The organism is uncultured Lutibacter sp. (assembly GCF_947495725.1).
Lineage (GTDB): Bacteria > Bacteroidota > Bacteroidia > Flavobacteriales > Flavobacteriaceae > Lutibacter.
The window spans coordinates 121,702-137,965 of the sequence record NZ_CANLZZ010000008.1; the positions used below are offsets into that span (position 1 = coordinate 121,702).

Consider the following 16,264-nt stretch of genomic DNA (forward strand, 5'->3'; position numbering starts at 1 on the left):
TATTTAAAAGTGAAAAATAGAGTTTTGGTTATTTTATTTGTGTTTTCATTTTCTGGCATCTTTGCTCAGGTTGAAGATGCTTGGGTTTATTTTAAGGATAAACCTAATGAGGCCAGCTATTTTGCAACACCTTTAAATATGCTTACTCAACGATCTCTAGATAGAAGAGAGCGATATAGCATACCATTAGATAGTAAGGATGTGCCTATTGAGGCTAGTTATGTTTCAAAAATAAATGAAACACCTGTTTCTATATTGGCAAGATCAAAATGGTTGAATGCTTTACATATTCAGGGCACAAAAGCTGAAATAGACGCATTAGTAAATTTGGAAATTGATGGGAATTATTTTGTAGCATCTATTGAATTTGCAAATAGATCCTTAAATGGTTCAAAGCCAAGTAAAATCAAAAATAAAATTCGACCTAAAAAGAAAAACGTTAGTACCTTAACGAATTTTGATTATGGAAATGCAGAGAATCAAATTTTAATGTTAGGAGCCGATACACTTCACTTAAATAATTTTACTGGAGATGGAATGCAAATAGCTGTTATTGATGCTGGTTTTCCAAAGGTAGACTCTTTGCTTGCATTTAAAAGGCTTAGAGATAACGGACAAATTTTGGGAGGATATGATTTTGTAAATAGAAGCACAGATTATGATACGGGAGGTAGTTCTCATGGGCAAATAGTTTTGTCGATTATAGGTGGGTATTTAAAAAATGGAGTGGATGGCGCAACATCTAATTATGTTGGCACAGCGCCTGATGCTAAGTTTTATTTATTTATTTCTGAAAATGCACCCGTAGAGGTTAAATTGGAAGAAAGTTTATGGGTTGAAGCAGCAGAAAGAGCTGACAGTCTTGGAGTAGATGTAATTAACACATCTTTAGGTTATTCTGTGTTTTTTGATAATCCTAATCATAATTATGACTATAATGATATGGATGGGCAAACAGCTTTTATTACTAGAGGTGCAGAAATTGCTTTTTCTAGAGGAATGATTTTGGTTAATTCAGCCGGAAATGAAGGCAACGATCCGGATTGGCCATATATAAATGCTCCGGCTGATGGACCTTCCGTACTAACAATTGGAGCTGTTAAATCTGACCGAAATATAGCAACATTTAGCTCATATGGTCCAACTTCGGATGGAAGAATTAAACCAGATGTTTGTGCTCAGGGACAAGCAACGGCTATAATTAATACATCGAGTAATGTTTCTTCAGGAAATGGAACTTCTTATTCTTCACCCGTAATGGCTGGTGTTATTGCTTGTTTATGGCAAGCTTTTCCAAACAAAACAAATGCAGAAATTATTCAATTAGTAAAAGAGTCTGGACATTTATATGATATTTCAATTGCACCAATTCCTACTGTAGATTATCAAATGGGATATGGAATTCCTGATTTTTCGAGCATATTTGCGTCATTAAATGAAGAAGAATTGGAGATTGATAATGATGGTATTTTGTTTTATCCAAATCCATCATCAAATCGTATTCATATAAAATTCCCTAAGGATATTAATACATTAAAAGTTTCAATATTTTCTATTTCAGGTACAATGATTTTCAAAAATGAAATAGAGAGGACTAATCCAGATGTTGATATTTCCACATTATCAACAGGATTGTATTTACTAAAAATAGAATCAGGGAAAGAAATTAAAGAATTCAAATTATTAAAAAATTAATGGAAAATAGTATTACAAAACTATTTAATATAGAATACCCAATTATTCAAGCCGGAATGGTTTGGAATAGTGGATGGAGATTGGCATCGGCAGTTAGTAACGCTGGTGGTTTAGGTTTATTAGGAGCGGGATCAATGTATCCTGAAATTCTTAGAGAACATATTCAAAAATGTAAAAAAGCAACAGAAAAACCATTTGGTGTAAATATTCCAATGTTGTATCCAAATATTAAAGAGATAATGGATATTATTGTTGAAGAAAACGTAAAAATTGTATTTACTTCTGCAGGAAATCCTAAAACGTGGACTTCTTTTTTAAAAGAAAAAGGTATTACAGTTGTTCATGTGGTTAGCAGTGTAAAATTTGCAATAAAATCGGAGTTAGCAGGTGTTGATGCTGTTGTTGCAGAAGGGTTTGAAGCAGGAGGACATAATGGTAGAGAAGAAACAACAACATTTACCTTAATACCAATGGTAAAGGAAAAACTTAACATCCCAGTAATAGCAGCTGGAGGTATTGCAACTGGAAGAGGGATGTTAGCAGCGATGGTTTTAGGTGCCGACGGAGTTCAAATAGGTAGTAGATTTGTGGCAAGTGAAGAATCATCGGCTCATATCAATTTTAAAGATGAGGTTGTTAAAGCGCAAGATGGTGATACACATTTAACCTTAAAAGAGTTAGCTCCAGTTCGTTTGATAAAAAATCATTTTTATAATGAACTTCAAGAACTGTACAAGCAAAAACCAACGGTTGAAGAGTTAAGGGAAAAACTTGGTAGAGGAAGAGCTAAAAAAGGTATGTTTGAAGGAGAATTGAAAGATGGAGAATTAGAAATAGGTCAGGTTGCAGGGTTAATTCATACAATTAAACCGGCCAAAGAAATAATTGATGAAATTATTTTGGAATATAACAGTGTGAAAAAATCTTTATGTTAAAAAAGAACACTTTAAGATTAGCTTTTCGGTTTTTAATTTTTTGCTGTATTGCAGTTTTACTTTGCGGATACATAATTGGTGAAACTACTAAAGAACATTTATATTCTAAAGTAGATCATATACCAAAGCAGAAGGTTGGAGTAGTTTTGGGAACTTCAAAAATATTAAATAACGGAAATGTAAACTTGTATTATAAGTATCGATTAAATGCTGCATACGAATTGTATAGGGCTAAAAAAATTGAGTTTATTTTGGTGAGCGGAGACAATAGCACAAAAAACTATGATGAACCATCTACATTTAAAAATGATTTAATTGCGTTAGGTGTACCTGAAAATAAAATTTACTTAGATTATGCGGGTTTTAGAACATTAGACTCTATGGTTAGAGCTAAAGAAATTTTTGGTTTAACGGAGTTCACAGTAATATCGCAACAATTTCATAATGAAAGGGCGGTATATATTGCACGTGCAAAAGGAATAAATGCCATTGGGTATAATGCCCAAACTGTTTCCAATAGTTACGGTTTAAAAACGAAAATAAGAGAACAGTTTGCTAGAGTAAAAGTGTTTATAGATTTTCTTTTATTTAAGAAGCCAAAGTTTTTGGGAGAAAAAATTGAAATCAAATAAAATAAAAATGCTTAACAAGTTTGTTAAGCATTTTTATTTATAACTTTTTGTCTTGATGTTGTTTTGCTACTTTTGGAGGCATTGGACCTCTTAAATGAATAACCAATCCGTTTAAAAAATTACGTAAAAATTGATCGCCACATTCTACATATTTTGGATGATCTTCATTTCTGAAAATAGCACCTAATTCACTTTTACTAACTTTAAAGTCAACTAATTCACATATTTTTATAATATCGGTATCACGAAGTTTATGTGCTACTCTAAGTTTTTTAAAGATGTCGTTATTTGATAATCCCATTTGGCAAAGATAAACTAAAAAAATGTGTTAAGTTTAAATTTTTAGTTGCCAATAACCAACATCAATCCATTTATTAAATTTGAACCCAACTTCTTCAAAGTGAGCAACCTTTTTAAACCCAAATTTTTCATGAATTGCAACACTAATATCATTAGGTAAAGAAATTCCACCAATAATTACATGTATATTTAAAGCAATTAATTCATTAATTAAATGCTTGTAAAGCTTTTTTCCAATTCCTTTACCAAGTGCTTCTTGAGTTATATAGATAGAGCTTTCAACTGTTGCATCATAAGCACTTCTTGTTTTCCAAGTGTTGGCATATGCATAGCCTAATACTTTGTTATTTTCTTCAAAAACAATCCAAGGGTACTTTTTTGTTGTGCTAATAATTTGTTCTTCAATATCCTTAATGTTAACAGGATTTAAATCAAATGTTACTATTGTATTGAAAACATGATAGTTATAAATTTCGGAAATTGCTTTAGCATCGGATATTTCAACATTTCTAATCATTATACCTGCAAAGAATAATATTTAAATTTGATTTTTACAGTTAATCTTTGTTTTGCTTAAGCTCTAACTGCATTTGTTTTACTGTTTGCGTACTATTATCATGACTCCATCCAGGAGGACCAAATATATACATAAATTTATGATACCAATTTTTAGATTTTTTAGTATCGTTCCAAATATCTTTATATTCATGGGTTAAAATAACCCACGGATTGTATGAGTTTGGAGCATGTGTTACACCATATTCAACTTCAATATTGTCATCTAGCTCTTTCCAAGTTCCAAATATTTTATCAAATATATTAAGAAATCCACCGTGGTTTTTATCCATATACTCCACATTTTTTGCGTGGTGTACCTGATGCATTGTATGTGTGTTAAATATTTTCTCTATAAATCCCATTTTTGGAATGTAGGTAGTATGAAGTTGAAATTGCCACAAAGCTTCAATTCCTAAACAAACAACTACCATTTCTGGTCTAAAACCTAAAGCTGGCAACCACATATAAAACAAAGGTTTGTATAAAATTGTAAACCAGCCATTTCTAACGGCGGTACCTAAATTAAAATTATCAGAAGAATGGTGCACAATATGGGCTGCCCATAATGCTCTAACCATATGGTTTTGTCTATGGAACCAATAATAAGTAAAATCATCTAAAATTTGACAAGCAATCCAAACATACCAAGCATATCCAAAAGATTCCCAACCTAAAATATTGGTTCTAATTCCATTAATTTCTGGATTAAAAAACTCGAAAACAAAATTGAAAATTACAATTGCAGAAATAGTTTTAATTAAAGGAGCAATTACAGCAGAACCTATTCCCATAAATAGGCTAGCTCCTAAATCTTTCCATTCGTATAAGTTTTTTTTATTATGACTTTTGCTATAGGTAAGCTCAAGTAAAATTAGTGCTAAAAAGCAAGGAACTCCGTACACTAATGGGTTGGTGAAATCCATTTATTGGTTTTAAATTTAAAAAAGTTGAATATAAGGATATTTTCTCAGGCCTTACAATAATTCTACTTTTATTATATTATAAACCTTTTAAACGAGAATTTATTTTGTGAAAATTAATTTAATTGCAACAATTAGCATAAAAAAGCCAAAAATTCGTTTTAACATCTTTTGGTCTATTTGAAGTGAAATTTTTGAACCAATAAAACCACCAATAATAAATAAAGCAGATACAATAAGTGCAACTCGCCAATCAATATTACCTCCATCTCCTGAAGTATGGTAATTATAAACAGCTAAAAAAGTAACGGGTGGTAGCATTACCGCCAAACTTAAACCTTGTGCGTTGTGTTGGGATAATCCTAAAACGAGTACAAATAAAGGAACCATAATAATTCCTCCACCAACACCAACAAGACCACTTAATATTCCTGCTAATAAACCAATAATTATTAAGGTAAAAATTGTTGTTAAGGTCATTTTCATCGGTTTAGATTTCTGATGGTATTTTTATACTATATAATTTTCTAGATTTATTGTTAAGCTTATTTTCGCGTAACCATGGATTGTGTGTTTTTAAAATATTGTAATTAATTCCTAAATTTTTTGAAAATACGGCAATATTGCTAATTGCAGTGTCTACTTCAATTAACTTTATTGGTTTTAAATTATATAAGTCTTCATTGTCAAAAATAAATCCATATTTAGTTGGATTGGATAATATTTCTTTAACTGCGACAATTCGAGGAAGATATCTTTTTGTTTCTTCACCTAAAAGTAAATCATAGTAATCATCAACTTTTTGATCTCTTATTTTTCTTGCCATTCCTGCATTTCCTGCGTTATATGCTGCCGCGGCCATTGTCCAATTACCAAAACGCTCTTTTGCTGCTTTTAAGTATTTACAAGCAACTTCGGTTGCTTTTTCTATATGGTAACGTTCATCAACATTTGAATTTACTTCAAGTCCATTTTCTTTCGCTGTATGTGGCATTATTTGCCAAAAACCTTTTGCTCCTGCAGGAGAGGTAACATTTTGCAATCCACTTTCAATTACTGCTAAATATTTAAAATCATTTGGTACTCCATTTTTTTCTAAAATAGGTTCAATTATTGGAAAGTATTTATGAGCTCGTTTTATTAACAATAATCCATTTGATTGCCAATAGGTATTAACTAATAATTCACGATCTATTCGTTCTCTAACTCCAGATTTTTTTAATGGAACTACTTCACCTGCAAATTCTAAATTATCGGGGATTTTTAATGCTCTTATTTGATATGTTTCACTTGTATTTAAGTCACTTTCTTCTGTAGTTACAGTTTCTTTTTCAACGTTCTCTTTTGTTCCAAACATTAATAATGAACTTACCATAATTATGGCAACAAGAGTCAATATTTTAATACTATTTTTCATCGGTATATTTTTTTTTAGATAGCTATATTCAATAAATATAATTCTAAAAGTTATTCATTAAAATTAAAAAAAAGTTAAAATAATGGATAACAGTTTACAATCATTTGTTAATGTACAAATTTATTTGATTTCATTAAAAGAAGAAAACCATTTTAACAATTAATTTAAGGCTTCAATAATTAATTTGCTAATGGATTTAGCTTTATTTAAAATCATTATATGAGTTCCATTTTTAATAGTATAACAATTTTTTATATGCTTAATGGGAAATACATGGTCTTCCGACCCATGGATATGAATAATATTATCTAAAACTGTTTTTTGTTTCCAATGTAAAACATTATAAATACTCCAATTTAGGTATTTTTCATCTCTTACAGATAAGTATTCCTTATATAAATCGGCTCTTTTTTTTGCAAAATCACCAAAGGCGTAAGAAGAAAAGTCTTCAAAGTTTTTAATTGATTTGGAAGGAAATAATTTATAAAGCCAGGTCCATTGAATCACTTTTAAACGTTTAGGTAATTCATTTCTACATTTTACACTTGAAACTATTATTATTTTTTTTGGGTTTAAATGCTTACTCATTTCCTGAACCATTATACCTCCAAATGATACACCAAGTAACACAGGGTTTTGTTCTAAAACAAGTTGCGCCATACGTTTAGCATAATCTTCAATGTTTTCGTGGTCGGATATAGGCATTAACCATTCTAAATAATGTACTTTAAATTGATCTTCAGGAAAATGTAAATACTCAAATATTTTAGAACTTGCAGCAAGGCCAGGAACAAGGTATATGTGGGTTATTTTATTATCCATTATTGAAAATATCTAGTAAGATTGGTTTTAACCCACTAAAGAAAAATTCCACGGCAATTACCATTACAATTAATCCCATTAAACGCATCATAACTTTATTTCCAGTTTCACCTAATTTATCGGTTATTTTACTAGCACCAACTAGTATTAAATAGGTAAGCAGTAATACAAAAGCAATAACAGCTATTAAAACAGTTTTTTGTTGAATATCTTGCGCATCTTCCATTAAAATAATGGCATTCGTAATAGCTCCAGGTCCGCAAATCATAGGTATTGCTAATGGAGTTATTGAAATATCATCTATATAGGCATTAATTTGTTCTTCATCTTCGGTGTGTTTTAATGAACCTAAACGGGCTTGTAACATATCCCAACCCATCATAAAAAATATAACTCCTCCAACAATTCTAAAACTATGTACTGATATTCCAAAAAAATTGAATAAAATTTGACCTGAAAAAGCAAAAGCTATTATTGTTAAAAAGGCAACAACTGTAGCTTTTTTTGCAGTTTGCTTGCGTCTTTCTTTGCTTAAAGCTGCTGTCATTGTCATAAAAATAGGCATTGTGCCTAACGGATTTATGATAGTGAAAAAAGCCGTAAAAACTAATATTGCAAAAGTATATAAATCTGTCATCTAAAATATTTTAAATAAATTCTGGAATCTTTATCCAATCGAATCGTACAATACCATCCTCGTCAATTTTAGTAAGTTTAATAGGGTGTAATGTATTTACCAATTCAGGATTCCAAGGCGCTTTTACTTTTACATAATTTTCTGTAAATCCGTGAATGAAACCTTCTTTGTTTTCACTTTCAAATAAAACAGTTAATTCATTCCCAAGCTGACTTTCGTAAAAAGCTCTTCTCTTTTTAACCGATAGTCCGCGCAGCATTTTACTTCGTTTAGCACGCACTTTTTTGGGTACAACTCCATCCATTTCAATAGCTTCAGTATTTGGTCTTTCAGAATATGTGAAAACGTGTAAATAAGAAATATCTAGTTGATTTAAGTAATTGTAGGTTTCTAAAAACAGCTCATCAGTTTCACCTGGAAAACCAATAATTACATCAACACCAATGCACGCATTTGGCATTGTTTTTTTTATTTCTGAAACTCTGTTTGTATAAGTGTCAGTTAAATAACGACGTTTCATTAGTTTAAGTAACTCATCACTTCCGCTTTGTAAAGGAATATGAAAATGAGGAACAAAGCTATTTGAGTTGGCAACAAAATCGATAGTTTCATTTTTCAATAAATTAGGTTCAATAGAAGAAATTCGTAAACGGTGAATTCCATTAACTTTATCTAATGCCTCTACCAATTCAAAAAATGTATGTTCGTGTTTTTTATTTCCAAACTCACCTTTTCCATAATCGCCAATATTTACACCTGTAAGAACAATTTCTTTTATTCCTTTTTCTGAAATTTCTTTGGCATTTTTTAAAACATTACTTAATTCATCACTTCTAGAAATACCTCGTGCTAAAGGAATTGTACAATAAGTACATTTATAATCGCAACCATCTTGTACTTTTAAAAAAGCTCTCGTTCTGTCTCCAAAAGAGTAGGACCCAACATAAAAATCGGCTTCTTCAATTTCGCAGGAGTGCACTTCTCCCATTTCATTTTTAGAAAGATCGTTTATATAATCGGTAACCTTAAATTTTTCTGTTGCACCTAAAACCATATCAACTCCATCAACAGCGGCCAATTCTTCAGGTTTTAATTGAGCGTAACAACCTATTGCTATTAAAAAAGCATTTTCGTTTTGTTTTAAAGCATTTTTAACAATTGTTTTAAATCGTTTATCGGCATTGTCGGTAACAGAACATGTGTTAATTACATAAATATCTGCAACTTCATCAAATTCTACACGATCAAATCCTTCGTTTTTAAAATTACGTGCAATTGTTGAAGTTTCAGAAAAATTAAGTTTACATCCTAGTGTGTAAAATGCCACTTTTTTTTGTGCGCTCATTCTTGTACATTTATCGGATGCAAAAGTACAGAATTTTATTTTTATAGCATGATAGCAAATACACCAAAACCACCTTATTATGCTGTAATATTTTCAACGCTAAGAACTTCAGATAATGAAGGTTACGATGAAATGGCAGTAAAAATGGAAGAATTAGCAAAAAAGCAGGATGGCTATTTGGGAATTGAATCAGCACGAAATGATTTAGGTATTACGGTTTCTTATTGGGAAAGTTTAGACGCTATTTTAAAATGGAAGAACAATGCAGAGCATTCAGTTGCTCGAAAAAAAGGAAAGGAATTGTGGTATAAAAAATACCAACTTAGAATTTGTAAAGTGGAACATGACTATGGTTTTGAGAAATAATTGTTGGTTATTGGTTGTTAGTTATTGGTTGTTGGTTTCTTGTTCTTCAAATGAAATAAAGAATAAAGATTTAAAAGTGTTTAGATATAATGAACACGCCAATATAACAACATTAGATCCTGCATTTGCAAAAGATTTAAGAACTATTTGGGTTACCAATCAGTTATTTAATGGGTTGGTTCAATTGGATGAAAAATTAGAAGTTCAGCCAGATATTGCAAAATCTTGGACAGTTTCTAACGAAGGTAAAACCTATGAGTTTCATTTAAAAAAAGGAATTAAGTTTCATAAACATATATTGTTTGGAAAAGATTCAACTAGAAATGTTACAGCGAGTGATTTTGAGTATAGTTTAAAACGATTAATAGATCCAGAAGTTGCTTCTCCAGGAAAATGGGTGTTAGAGTTTGTAGATGATTTTAAAGCAAAGAATGATAGTACTTTTGTAATTAATTTAAAGCAGTCCTTTCCGCCTTTTTTAAGTATTTTAAGTATGAAATATTGCTCGGTTGTTCCAAAAGAAGCTGTTGCATATTTTGGGGATAATTTCAGGGCAAATCCTATAGGAACAGGACCTTTTAGGTTTAAGTTATGGGTTGAGAATACCAAACTTGTTTTTAGAAGAAACCCTATTTATTATGAAAAAGATGAAACGGGAAATCAATTACCATATCTAGAAGCTGTTGCTATTACATTTTTACCTGATAAACAAAGCGAATTTTTACAGTTTATACAAGGTAATTTAGATTTTATGAGCAGCATAGATGCGTCTTATAAAGATGATTTACTTACAACTCAAGGTGAATTAAAGGAGCATCATAAAAATAACATTCATATGATTTCTAGTCCTTATCTAAATACAGAATATTTAGGGGTTTATATGGATGCAGAAGAAAAAGAAGTGAGTTCTATAAAAATTAGAAAAGCTATAAATTATGGTTTTGACCGTGTAAAAATGTTAAAGTTTTTACGAAACGGAATTGGTACACCTGCTGTTAACGGATTTATTCCAAAAGGTTTACCTAGTTTTAATGAAATGCAAGGATTTACCTATCAACCAGAAAAAGCAAAACAATTGGTGCAAGAATATATTAAAGAATCAGGAAATGAAAATCCATCAATTACTATTAGTACAAATAGTCAGTACCTAGATTTATGCGAGTATATACAACGTGAAGTAGGAAAAACGGGCTTAAATGTAAACATTGATGTTATGCCTCCTTCAACATTAAGACAAACAAAAGTAAACGGTAAACTAAGTATTTTTAGAGGTAGTTGGGTGGCAGATTATCCTGATGCAGAAAATTACTTGTTCATTTTTCATAGTAAAAACTTTTCGCCAAATGGACCAAATTATATTCATTACAGTTCTAAAGAATTTGATAATTTATATGAAGAATCTATAAAAATATCAGACAATAAAATACGCAGAGGCATGTATCAAAAAATGGATAGCATGGTAATGGCTTCGGGTGCAATTATACCTTTGTATTATGATGAGGTTGTACGTTTTACACAGAAAAATGTACATGGTTTAGGTATAAACCCTGTTAATATGTTAAGCTTAAAGAATGTTCAAAAGGATTAATTGAAGCCTTTTTAGTGTAATATTTTTATATTCGATTGGATGAAATAATATCTTAAATCTTTTGTTATAAACTACTTTCTTTTATTGTAACAATATTTATGATTTTTATATTATTTACAATCCTAGTTAAAATGAGTTAAATATGTTAAAGTTGTTTTAAATATAATTTTATGTTCAAATAAAAGCTGTTCATTTGTTTAGAATAATTCAAATTATATATTATGAAAAAAATTGTACTAACAATTGTAATAACGGTTTTAGGCTTATTAAATGTAAATGCACAAGAAGTTGAATTTGGAGCTAAATTAGGTGTTAATTTTTCCTCTGTTAGAGGAGACAATTCAAGTGATTTGGAACCTGTAACAGCTTTTAATATAGGTGTTGTTTCAGAAATACCAATTTCTGAGAAGTTTTCTTTTCAACCTGAATTATTGTATTCAGGTAAAGGGTTTAGTATTGGAGATGATGTGGTTTCATTAAATTATTTCGATATTCCATTAATGGGGAAATATTATTTTACAAAAGGATTAAGTATTGAAGCTGGTCCGCAGATAGGATTTTTGCTCTCTGCAAAACAAGAAAATTTAAACGTAAAAGAATCGTATAATGCAGTTGATTTTGGGGTGAATTTAGGAGTGGGATATAAACTCGAAAACGGAATTAACTTTGGAGTACGTTATAATTTGGGATTATCTGATATAAACGATATAGATGGTTTTACTGATAAGAATAAAATTAATGTAGTACAAGTTTCTATTGGTTACAACTTTTTTTAGACATATTTATTTTAATGTTCAAAACCGAAACAAATCAGTTTCGGTTTTTTTATGATTAGATTGTTATGTATTGGTAATTTAGATAAATTTAATACCATGTTTAGCACAAATTTCAGCTACTTTTTCAAAATTTGGGGGACTGGCTGGAAGTTCCGCCAATTCTTTAAACATATGTTCTATTCCTGCAGGAAAAGCAGAGGTAATCATCTTGGCTTTTTCTGTTCCAACAACTTTCCATGAGTGCGGTATTTCTTTTGGTGCAAAAGCTACATCGCCTTCATTTAAAATTGTTGTTTTTCCATCAACCATAATTTCAATTTGTCCTTTAATAACTCTAAATATTTCATCTTCTTTGGTGTGAATATGTGGTGGAATACCAACTCCAGGTTCAACATTGTCTACCCATTCAACAATTTGATTTCCAGTGTCACTACCAACCAATTTATGAGTTTGTATATCACCTATAACATTTAAAATATTACCTTCAGAATCTTTAATTATTTTTGGTTGAATTTTACTAGTATGAAATTTGTGATTGATTGAATTTTGAGTTTGAATAATTCCTGGAATTAGAGCAATTCCTAGACCAATACTCGACGTTTTTATAAATTTTTTTCTGTCCATGATAAAGTTTTATTGCAAAATACATTGGAAAAAGTATTACAACAATGTGAAAATCACGGTATATTCTTAGAATTTAGGAAAAACTAATTCTTTCTTAGAGTTGAAGGTGTAATTCCAGTATGAGATTTAAAAAAATAACTAAAATAATCTGGAGACGAAAACCCTAAATCAAAACTTATCTCTTTTACCGATTTGTTAGAGAATTTTAATGCATACCGCGCTCTCATTAGCAATTGTTCAATTATAATACTTTTGGCACTTACATTAAGCACTTCTTGTACACATTCATTTAAGTATTTTGGAGATACATTAAGAAGCTTAGCAAAGTAAGTCACTTCATGATTTTTTAATACTTGTTTGTCTACTAGTTTTTTAAATTTATAAACTATATTAGTTTTAGAGTTATTATTTGAAGCTATTGATTTAATATTACACTGTCCGTCGCAGTATATAAAAAAGGTATTTAATAAAGACAATATGGCATCATCTTTATGATTAAGATGCGACCCTAAAAGTTCATCAATCATTTCCAAAATTGCTTGTGTTCTTTTCTCAATACCTGGGCTTAATTTAAAAAGTGGAATTTCGCATGAATTGAAAAATCTTACTTTGTTAATATGAAGATTACTTAAAATAGGATTATTTAAAACTTCACTAGCTAGGTACAAAATATAACCAGAAGAAGAGGTACTATTATTTTTAATTATCTTCCAATTATATTTGGGATCTAGAAAGAGAATAGAATTCGATACGTTTTTATATAAAACACCACCTATTTCAATACCTTCCACTTCATTTTTTATCCAACAAACTGCAAAATCATTGCTTTGATGTTTTAAAGTAGTTTCTTTAATAATTTGTGATATGTTTATAGAATCGAGTTTCATTCAATACTTTATTAATTTAAATAAGGTTAAGAATCCTGTTTAAATACCTAATTTAGAAAATAAAAACCAAATATAAAATTCACATAGATTTTTAGTAAAAAGTTACCACTTTTAAATTAATTTAATAAAGTGTGTTTTTTTGCAATCTGTCTTATCTTCAATAGACATTAATTATTTCGAATAATATAAAACCACATTGTAGGTAATTTTATAATGTTATAAAAATTCTTTTTTCCCAATGGACCGTATTGTTTTAACGTTCCAACTTTTTAATACGGTTTTAACTACATATTGCTTTTAAAATATAGTTTGTTAAAGTTTAAAAAATACTTGAGTAAAATGATTTTAATCAATTAATAATAGATAATTTAGTATTAAATTGCAATTAGATCAAAGATTTGTATTATTAAACAATAATATCTTTATGAAAAACCCCACACTGCTCGTATTTATCCTTTTTAATTTTTTTAACATTTTTTCCCAAACATCAAAAATTGACAGTCTTGAAAGTATATTACAGCAACATACAGAAATTGATACTATTAGGGTTAACTTTTTAAATGATTTTGCGGAAGCAACAATTGAAATTAATACAACAAAAAGCCTAAATTTTTCGGAAGAAGCATTTACACTTGCTAACAAGCTAAGTTATAAAAAAGGTACAGCAGAGAGCTTATATTTGTTGGGTTTAGGTTTTTATAATAAAGCTGATTATAAAAAAAGTCTTGATTATTTTATAAAAAGTTTAGATACGTTTGAAGCTCTTGAAAATAAAGATAGAAAAATAGACTGTTTAATATATTTTGGTAGAATAAATGAAAAACAAGGAAATTATATTTTATCAATTAAAAATTACCAAAAAGCATTAAAAATAAGTGAAGAAATTGGCAACAAACAAAAAATGGCAGTTTGTTTAAAATATATTGGAATAATTAATGAATATCTGGGTAACTATGAATTGTCAATAGAGTATTACCAAAAAGCGATTAAAATAAATGAAGATATTAACAATAAGCAAGGAAAAGCCAATTGTTTAAATAATATTGGGATAATTTATTATATGCAAGGTAATTATTCTTTGTCACTTGAAAATTACCAAGAATCATTAAAAATTAATGAAGAACTGGATTCTAAACAACATATAGCAAATTGCTTGAACAATATAGGTATAATATATCACGACCAAGCCAATTACTCAGCGGCTTTACCCTATTATGAAAAATCGTACAAGATCAGTAAAAAAATTGATTATAAACAAGGAGAAGCAAGGGGTTTAAATAATCAAGGGGAAGTTTACAGATTACAATCTAATTTTACATTGGCCTTATCTAATTTTCAAAAATCATTAAAAATTAAAGAAGAAATTGGAGATAAAAATGGAATAGCTAGAACATTAAATAATATTGGTAGAATATATTTTCACGAAAATAATTATGCACTTGCATTTGATTACTACCAAAAAGCTTTGAAAATAAGTAACGAAATTAATGATAAGTTACTTATTTTAGATTCAAACGCCAACCTTGGGGCTTATTATTTAGGAACCTCTAATTTTAAGAAAGCATTAGACTTTACTCAAAAAAGTTTTGAAATTGCCAATGAACTAAAACATTTAAATGAACAAAAACGTATTTATTTGCAAATTTCTGAAATTTACACTGCCACAAAAAACTATAAAAAAGCTCTAGAAAATTATATTCGATATAAAGAATTAAATGATAGTGTTTTCAATGAAAAAAATATAAAAGAAATTACAGGTCTTGAATATAAGTACAAATTCGAAAAGGAAAAACAGGCTATTGAGTTAGAACAACAAAAGAAGAACGCTATAATTACAGAAAAATCAAAAGGTCAAAAAATATTAAATATCACATTTATTCTAGGATTTATTTTAATGTCGAGTTTAGCTTTAGTAATTCTAAGAAGTTCTTTACAAAAACGTAAAGCCAATATTATTCTTAGAAATCAAAAAATGCAAATTGAAGAAACAAATAAAGCGTTGACATTACAAAAGGAAGAAATTGAAAATGTTGTGTTTGAGCTTGAAAAGGCAAATAAAACAAAAGATAAATTTCTTTCTATAATTGCACACGATTTAAAAAGTCCGTTTAATGCATTGCTTGGTTTTTCAAATCTTTTATTAAAAAATCATTCAGTGATAGATGAAAAAGAAAGAGAAACTTTTATAAAATGCATACATGGTAGTTCAATAAAAACCTATAGGTTATTAGAAAATTTACTTACGTGGGCTCGATCTCAAACAGGTAAACTAAAATTCTCTACAGAAATTATTAATTTATCAACATTAATAAATGAAACAATTTCATTACTAGAAGAACCTGCTCGTAATAAAAATATAAAGCTAATTTTAAATGAGGAAAAGGATTTATTGATAAAAGCCGACAAAAATATGATAGATACGGTAATAAGAAATTTAGTTTCGAACGCAATTAAATTTACACCTAAAGGAGGTGTTATTTCTGTAAAGTCTCAAACCATTACTGATGAAAATAATCAGAAATTTGCCCAATTTTCAGTAAAAGATAATGGAGTTGGTATTTCACAAGAATTACAATCGAAGTTGTTTAAAATAACAGAAAATGTTACAACTAAAGGCACTGAAGAAGAAACAGGAACTGGATTAGGTTTAATTTTATGCGAAGAGTTTATAGAAAAGCATAATGGGAAAATTTGGGTAGAAAGTGAGGTTGATAAAGGAAGTAAGTTTTCATTTATAATTCCAATATCTTTGTAAGTGTACA

The 16,264-nt window shown here is 29.3% G+C and carries 17 protein-coding genes; 7 read left to right on the forward strand and 10 right to left on the reverse strand.

Annotated elements, in window-relative coordinates; all coding sequences use genetic code 11:
• The first annotated feature begins 9 nt into the window (after positions 1 to 9).
• From Q0776_RS16795 to Q0776_RS16805, 3 genes are read left to right on the forward strand one after another with little or no spacing between them, the layout of a single operon-like run.
• Positions 10 to 1,695: a S8 family serine peptidase gene (locus Q0776_RS16795; RefSeq protein WP_298370854.1), complete on the forward strand. Its 1,686-nt coding sequence runs from the start codon at positions 10 to 12 to the stop codon at positions 1,693 to 1,695.
• Complete coding sequence (locus tag Q0776_RS16800) at positions 1,695 to 2,630, forward strand: nitronate monooxygenase (RefSeq protein WP_298370857.1); 936 nt, start codon at positions 1,695 to 1,697, stop codon at positions 2,628 to 2,630. Before Q0776_RS16795 ends, Q0776_RS16800 begins: the two co-directional genes overlap by 1 nt.
• Positions 2,624 to 3,262, forward strand: a complete 639-nt coding sequence (locus Q0776_RS16805; protein WP_298370860.1) for an ElyC/SanA/YdcF family protein — start codon at positions 2,624 to 2,626, stop codon at positions 3,260 to 3,262. Before Q0776_RS16800 ends, Q0776_RS16805 begins: the two co-directional genes overlap by 7 nt.
• Before the next feature lie 37 nt (positions 3,263 to 3,299).
• On the opposite strand, the gene Q0776_RS16810 is transcribed toward Q0776_RS16805, so the two are convergent.
• The 8 genes from Q0776_RS16810 to mtaB form a co-directional block, all read right to left on the reverse strand.
• Entirely contained in the window at positions 3,300 to 3,563 is a 264-nt protein-coding gene (locus Q0776_RS16810; RefSeq protein ID WP_298370863.1) for a DUF1456 family protein, read from the reverse strand.
• A 33-nt stretch (positions 3,564 to 3,596) separates the two neighbouring features.
• Complete coding sequence (locus Q0776_RS16815; RefSeq protein WP_298370865.1) at positions 3,597 to 4,079, reverse strand: GNAT family N-acetyltransferase; 483 nt, start codon at positions 4,077 to 4,079, stop codon at positions 3,597 to 3,599.
• A 40-nt stretch (positions 4,080 to 4,119) separates the two neighbouring features.
• Complete coding sequence (locus Q0776_RS16820) at positions 4,120 to 5,043, reverse strand: sterol desaturase family protein (RefSeq protein ID WP_298370867.1); 924 nt, start codon at positions 5,041 to 5,043, stop codon at positions 4,120 to 4,122.
• 99 nt (positions 5,044 to 5,142) lie between these two features.
• A complete protein-coding gene (locus tag Q0776_RS16825; protein ID WP_298370870.1) occupies positions 5,143 to 5,520 on the reverse strand; it encodes a sulfite exporter TauE/SafE family protein in 378 nt (125 codons plus the stop codon).
• Positions 5,521 to 5,530: 10 nt separating this feature from the next.
• Positions 5,531 to 6,457: a lytic transglycosylase domain-containing protein gene (locus Q0776_RS16830; protein ID WP_298370873.1), complete on the reverse strand. Its 927-nt coding sequence runs from the start codon at positions 6,455 to 6,457 to the stop codon at positions 5,531 to 5,533.
• 159 nt (positions 6,458 to 6,616) lie between these two features.
• Positions 6,617 to 7,279, reverse strand: coding sequence for an alpha/beta hydrolase (locus Q0776_RS16835; RefSeq protein ID WP_298370876.1), 663 nt, complete (start codon positions 7,277 to 7,279; stop codon positions 6,617 to 6,619).
• A complete protein-coding gene (locus Q0776_RS16840) occupies positions 7,272 to 7,916 on the reverse strand; it encodes an NAAT family transporter (protein WP_298370879.1) in 645 nt (214 codons plus the stop codon). The genes Q0776_RS16835 and Q0776_RS16840 overlap by 8 nt, the downstream gene beginning before the upstream one ends.
• A 10-nt stretch (positions 7,917 to 7,926) precedes the next feature.
• Entirely contained in the window at positions 7,927 to 9,261 is a 1,335-nt protein-coding gene (gene mtaB / locus Q0776_RS16845; protein ID WP_298370883.1) for a tRNA (N(6)-L-threonylcarbamoyladenosine(37)-C(2))-methylthiotransferase MtaB, read from the reverse strand.
• A 48-nt stretch (positions 9,262 to 9,309) separates the two neighbouring features.
• Here mtaB and Q0776_RS16850 point away from each other — a divergent pair, with 48 nt between their 5' ends.
• The 3 genes from Q0776_RS16850 to Q0776_RS16860 all read left to right on the forward strand — a co-directional run bounded on the left by Q0776_RS16850 (position 9,310) and on the right by Q0776_RS16860 (position 11,991).
• Positions 9,310 to 9,627 (forward strand): antibiotic biosynthesis monooxygenase, encoded by a 318-nt coding sequence (locus tag Q0776_RS16850; RefSeq protein WP_298370886.1) that lies wholly within the window; start codon positions 9,310 to 9,312, stop codon positions 9,625 to 9,627.
• Positions 9,611 to 11,215, forward strand: a complete 1,605-nt coding sequence (locus Q0776_RS16855; protein WP_298370969.1) for an ABC transporter substrate-binding protein — start codon at positions 9,611 to 9,613, stop codon at positions 11,213 to 11,215. Before Q0776_RS16850 ends, Q0776_RS16855 begins: the two co-directional genes overlap by 17 nt.
• A gap of 221 nt (positions 11,216 to 11,436) precedes the next feature.
• Complete coding sequence (locus Q0776_RS16860) at positions 11,437 to 11,991, forward strand: porin family protein (protein ID WP_298370889.1); 555 nt, start codon at positions 11,437 to 11,439, stop codon at positions 11,989 to 11,991.
• A gap of 78 nt (positions 11,992 to 12,069) precedes the next feature.
• Here Q0776_RS16860 and Q0776_RS16865 read toward each other — a convergent pair whose 3' ends face one another.
• A complete protein-coding gene (locus Q0776_RS16865; RefSeq protein WP_298370892.1) occupies positions 12,070 to 12,615 on the reverse strand; it encodes a cupin domain-containing protein in 546 nt (181 codons plus the stop codon).
• Between the two features lie 83 nt (positions 12,616 to 12,698).
• Entirely contained in the window at positions 12,699 to 13,502 is an 804-nt protein-coding gene (locus tag Q0776_RS16870) for a helix-turn-helix domain-containing protein (protein ID WP_298370897.1), read from the reverse strand.
• 424 nt (positions 13,503 to 13,926) lie between these two features.
• Here Q0776_RS16870 and Q0776_RS16875 point away from each other — a divergent pair, with 424 nt between their 5' ends.
• Positions 13,927 to 16,257 carry a tetratricopeptide repeat-containing sensor histidine kinase gene (locus tag Q0776_RS16875; RefSeq protein ID WP_298370899.1) on the forward strand — a complete coding sequence of 777 codons (2,331 nt, stop codon included), beginning with the start codon at positions 13,927 to 13,929 and terminating at the stop codon, positions 16,255 to 16,257.
• The last annotated feature ends 7 nt before the right edge of the window (positions 16,258 to 16,264 follow it).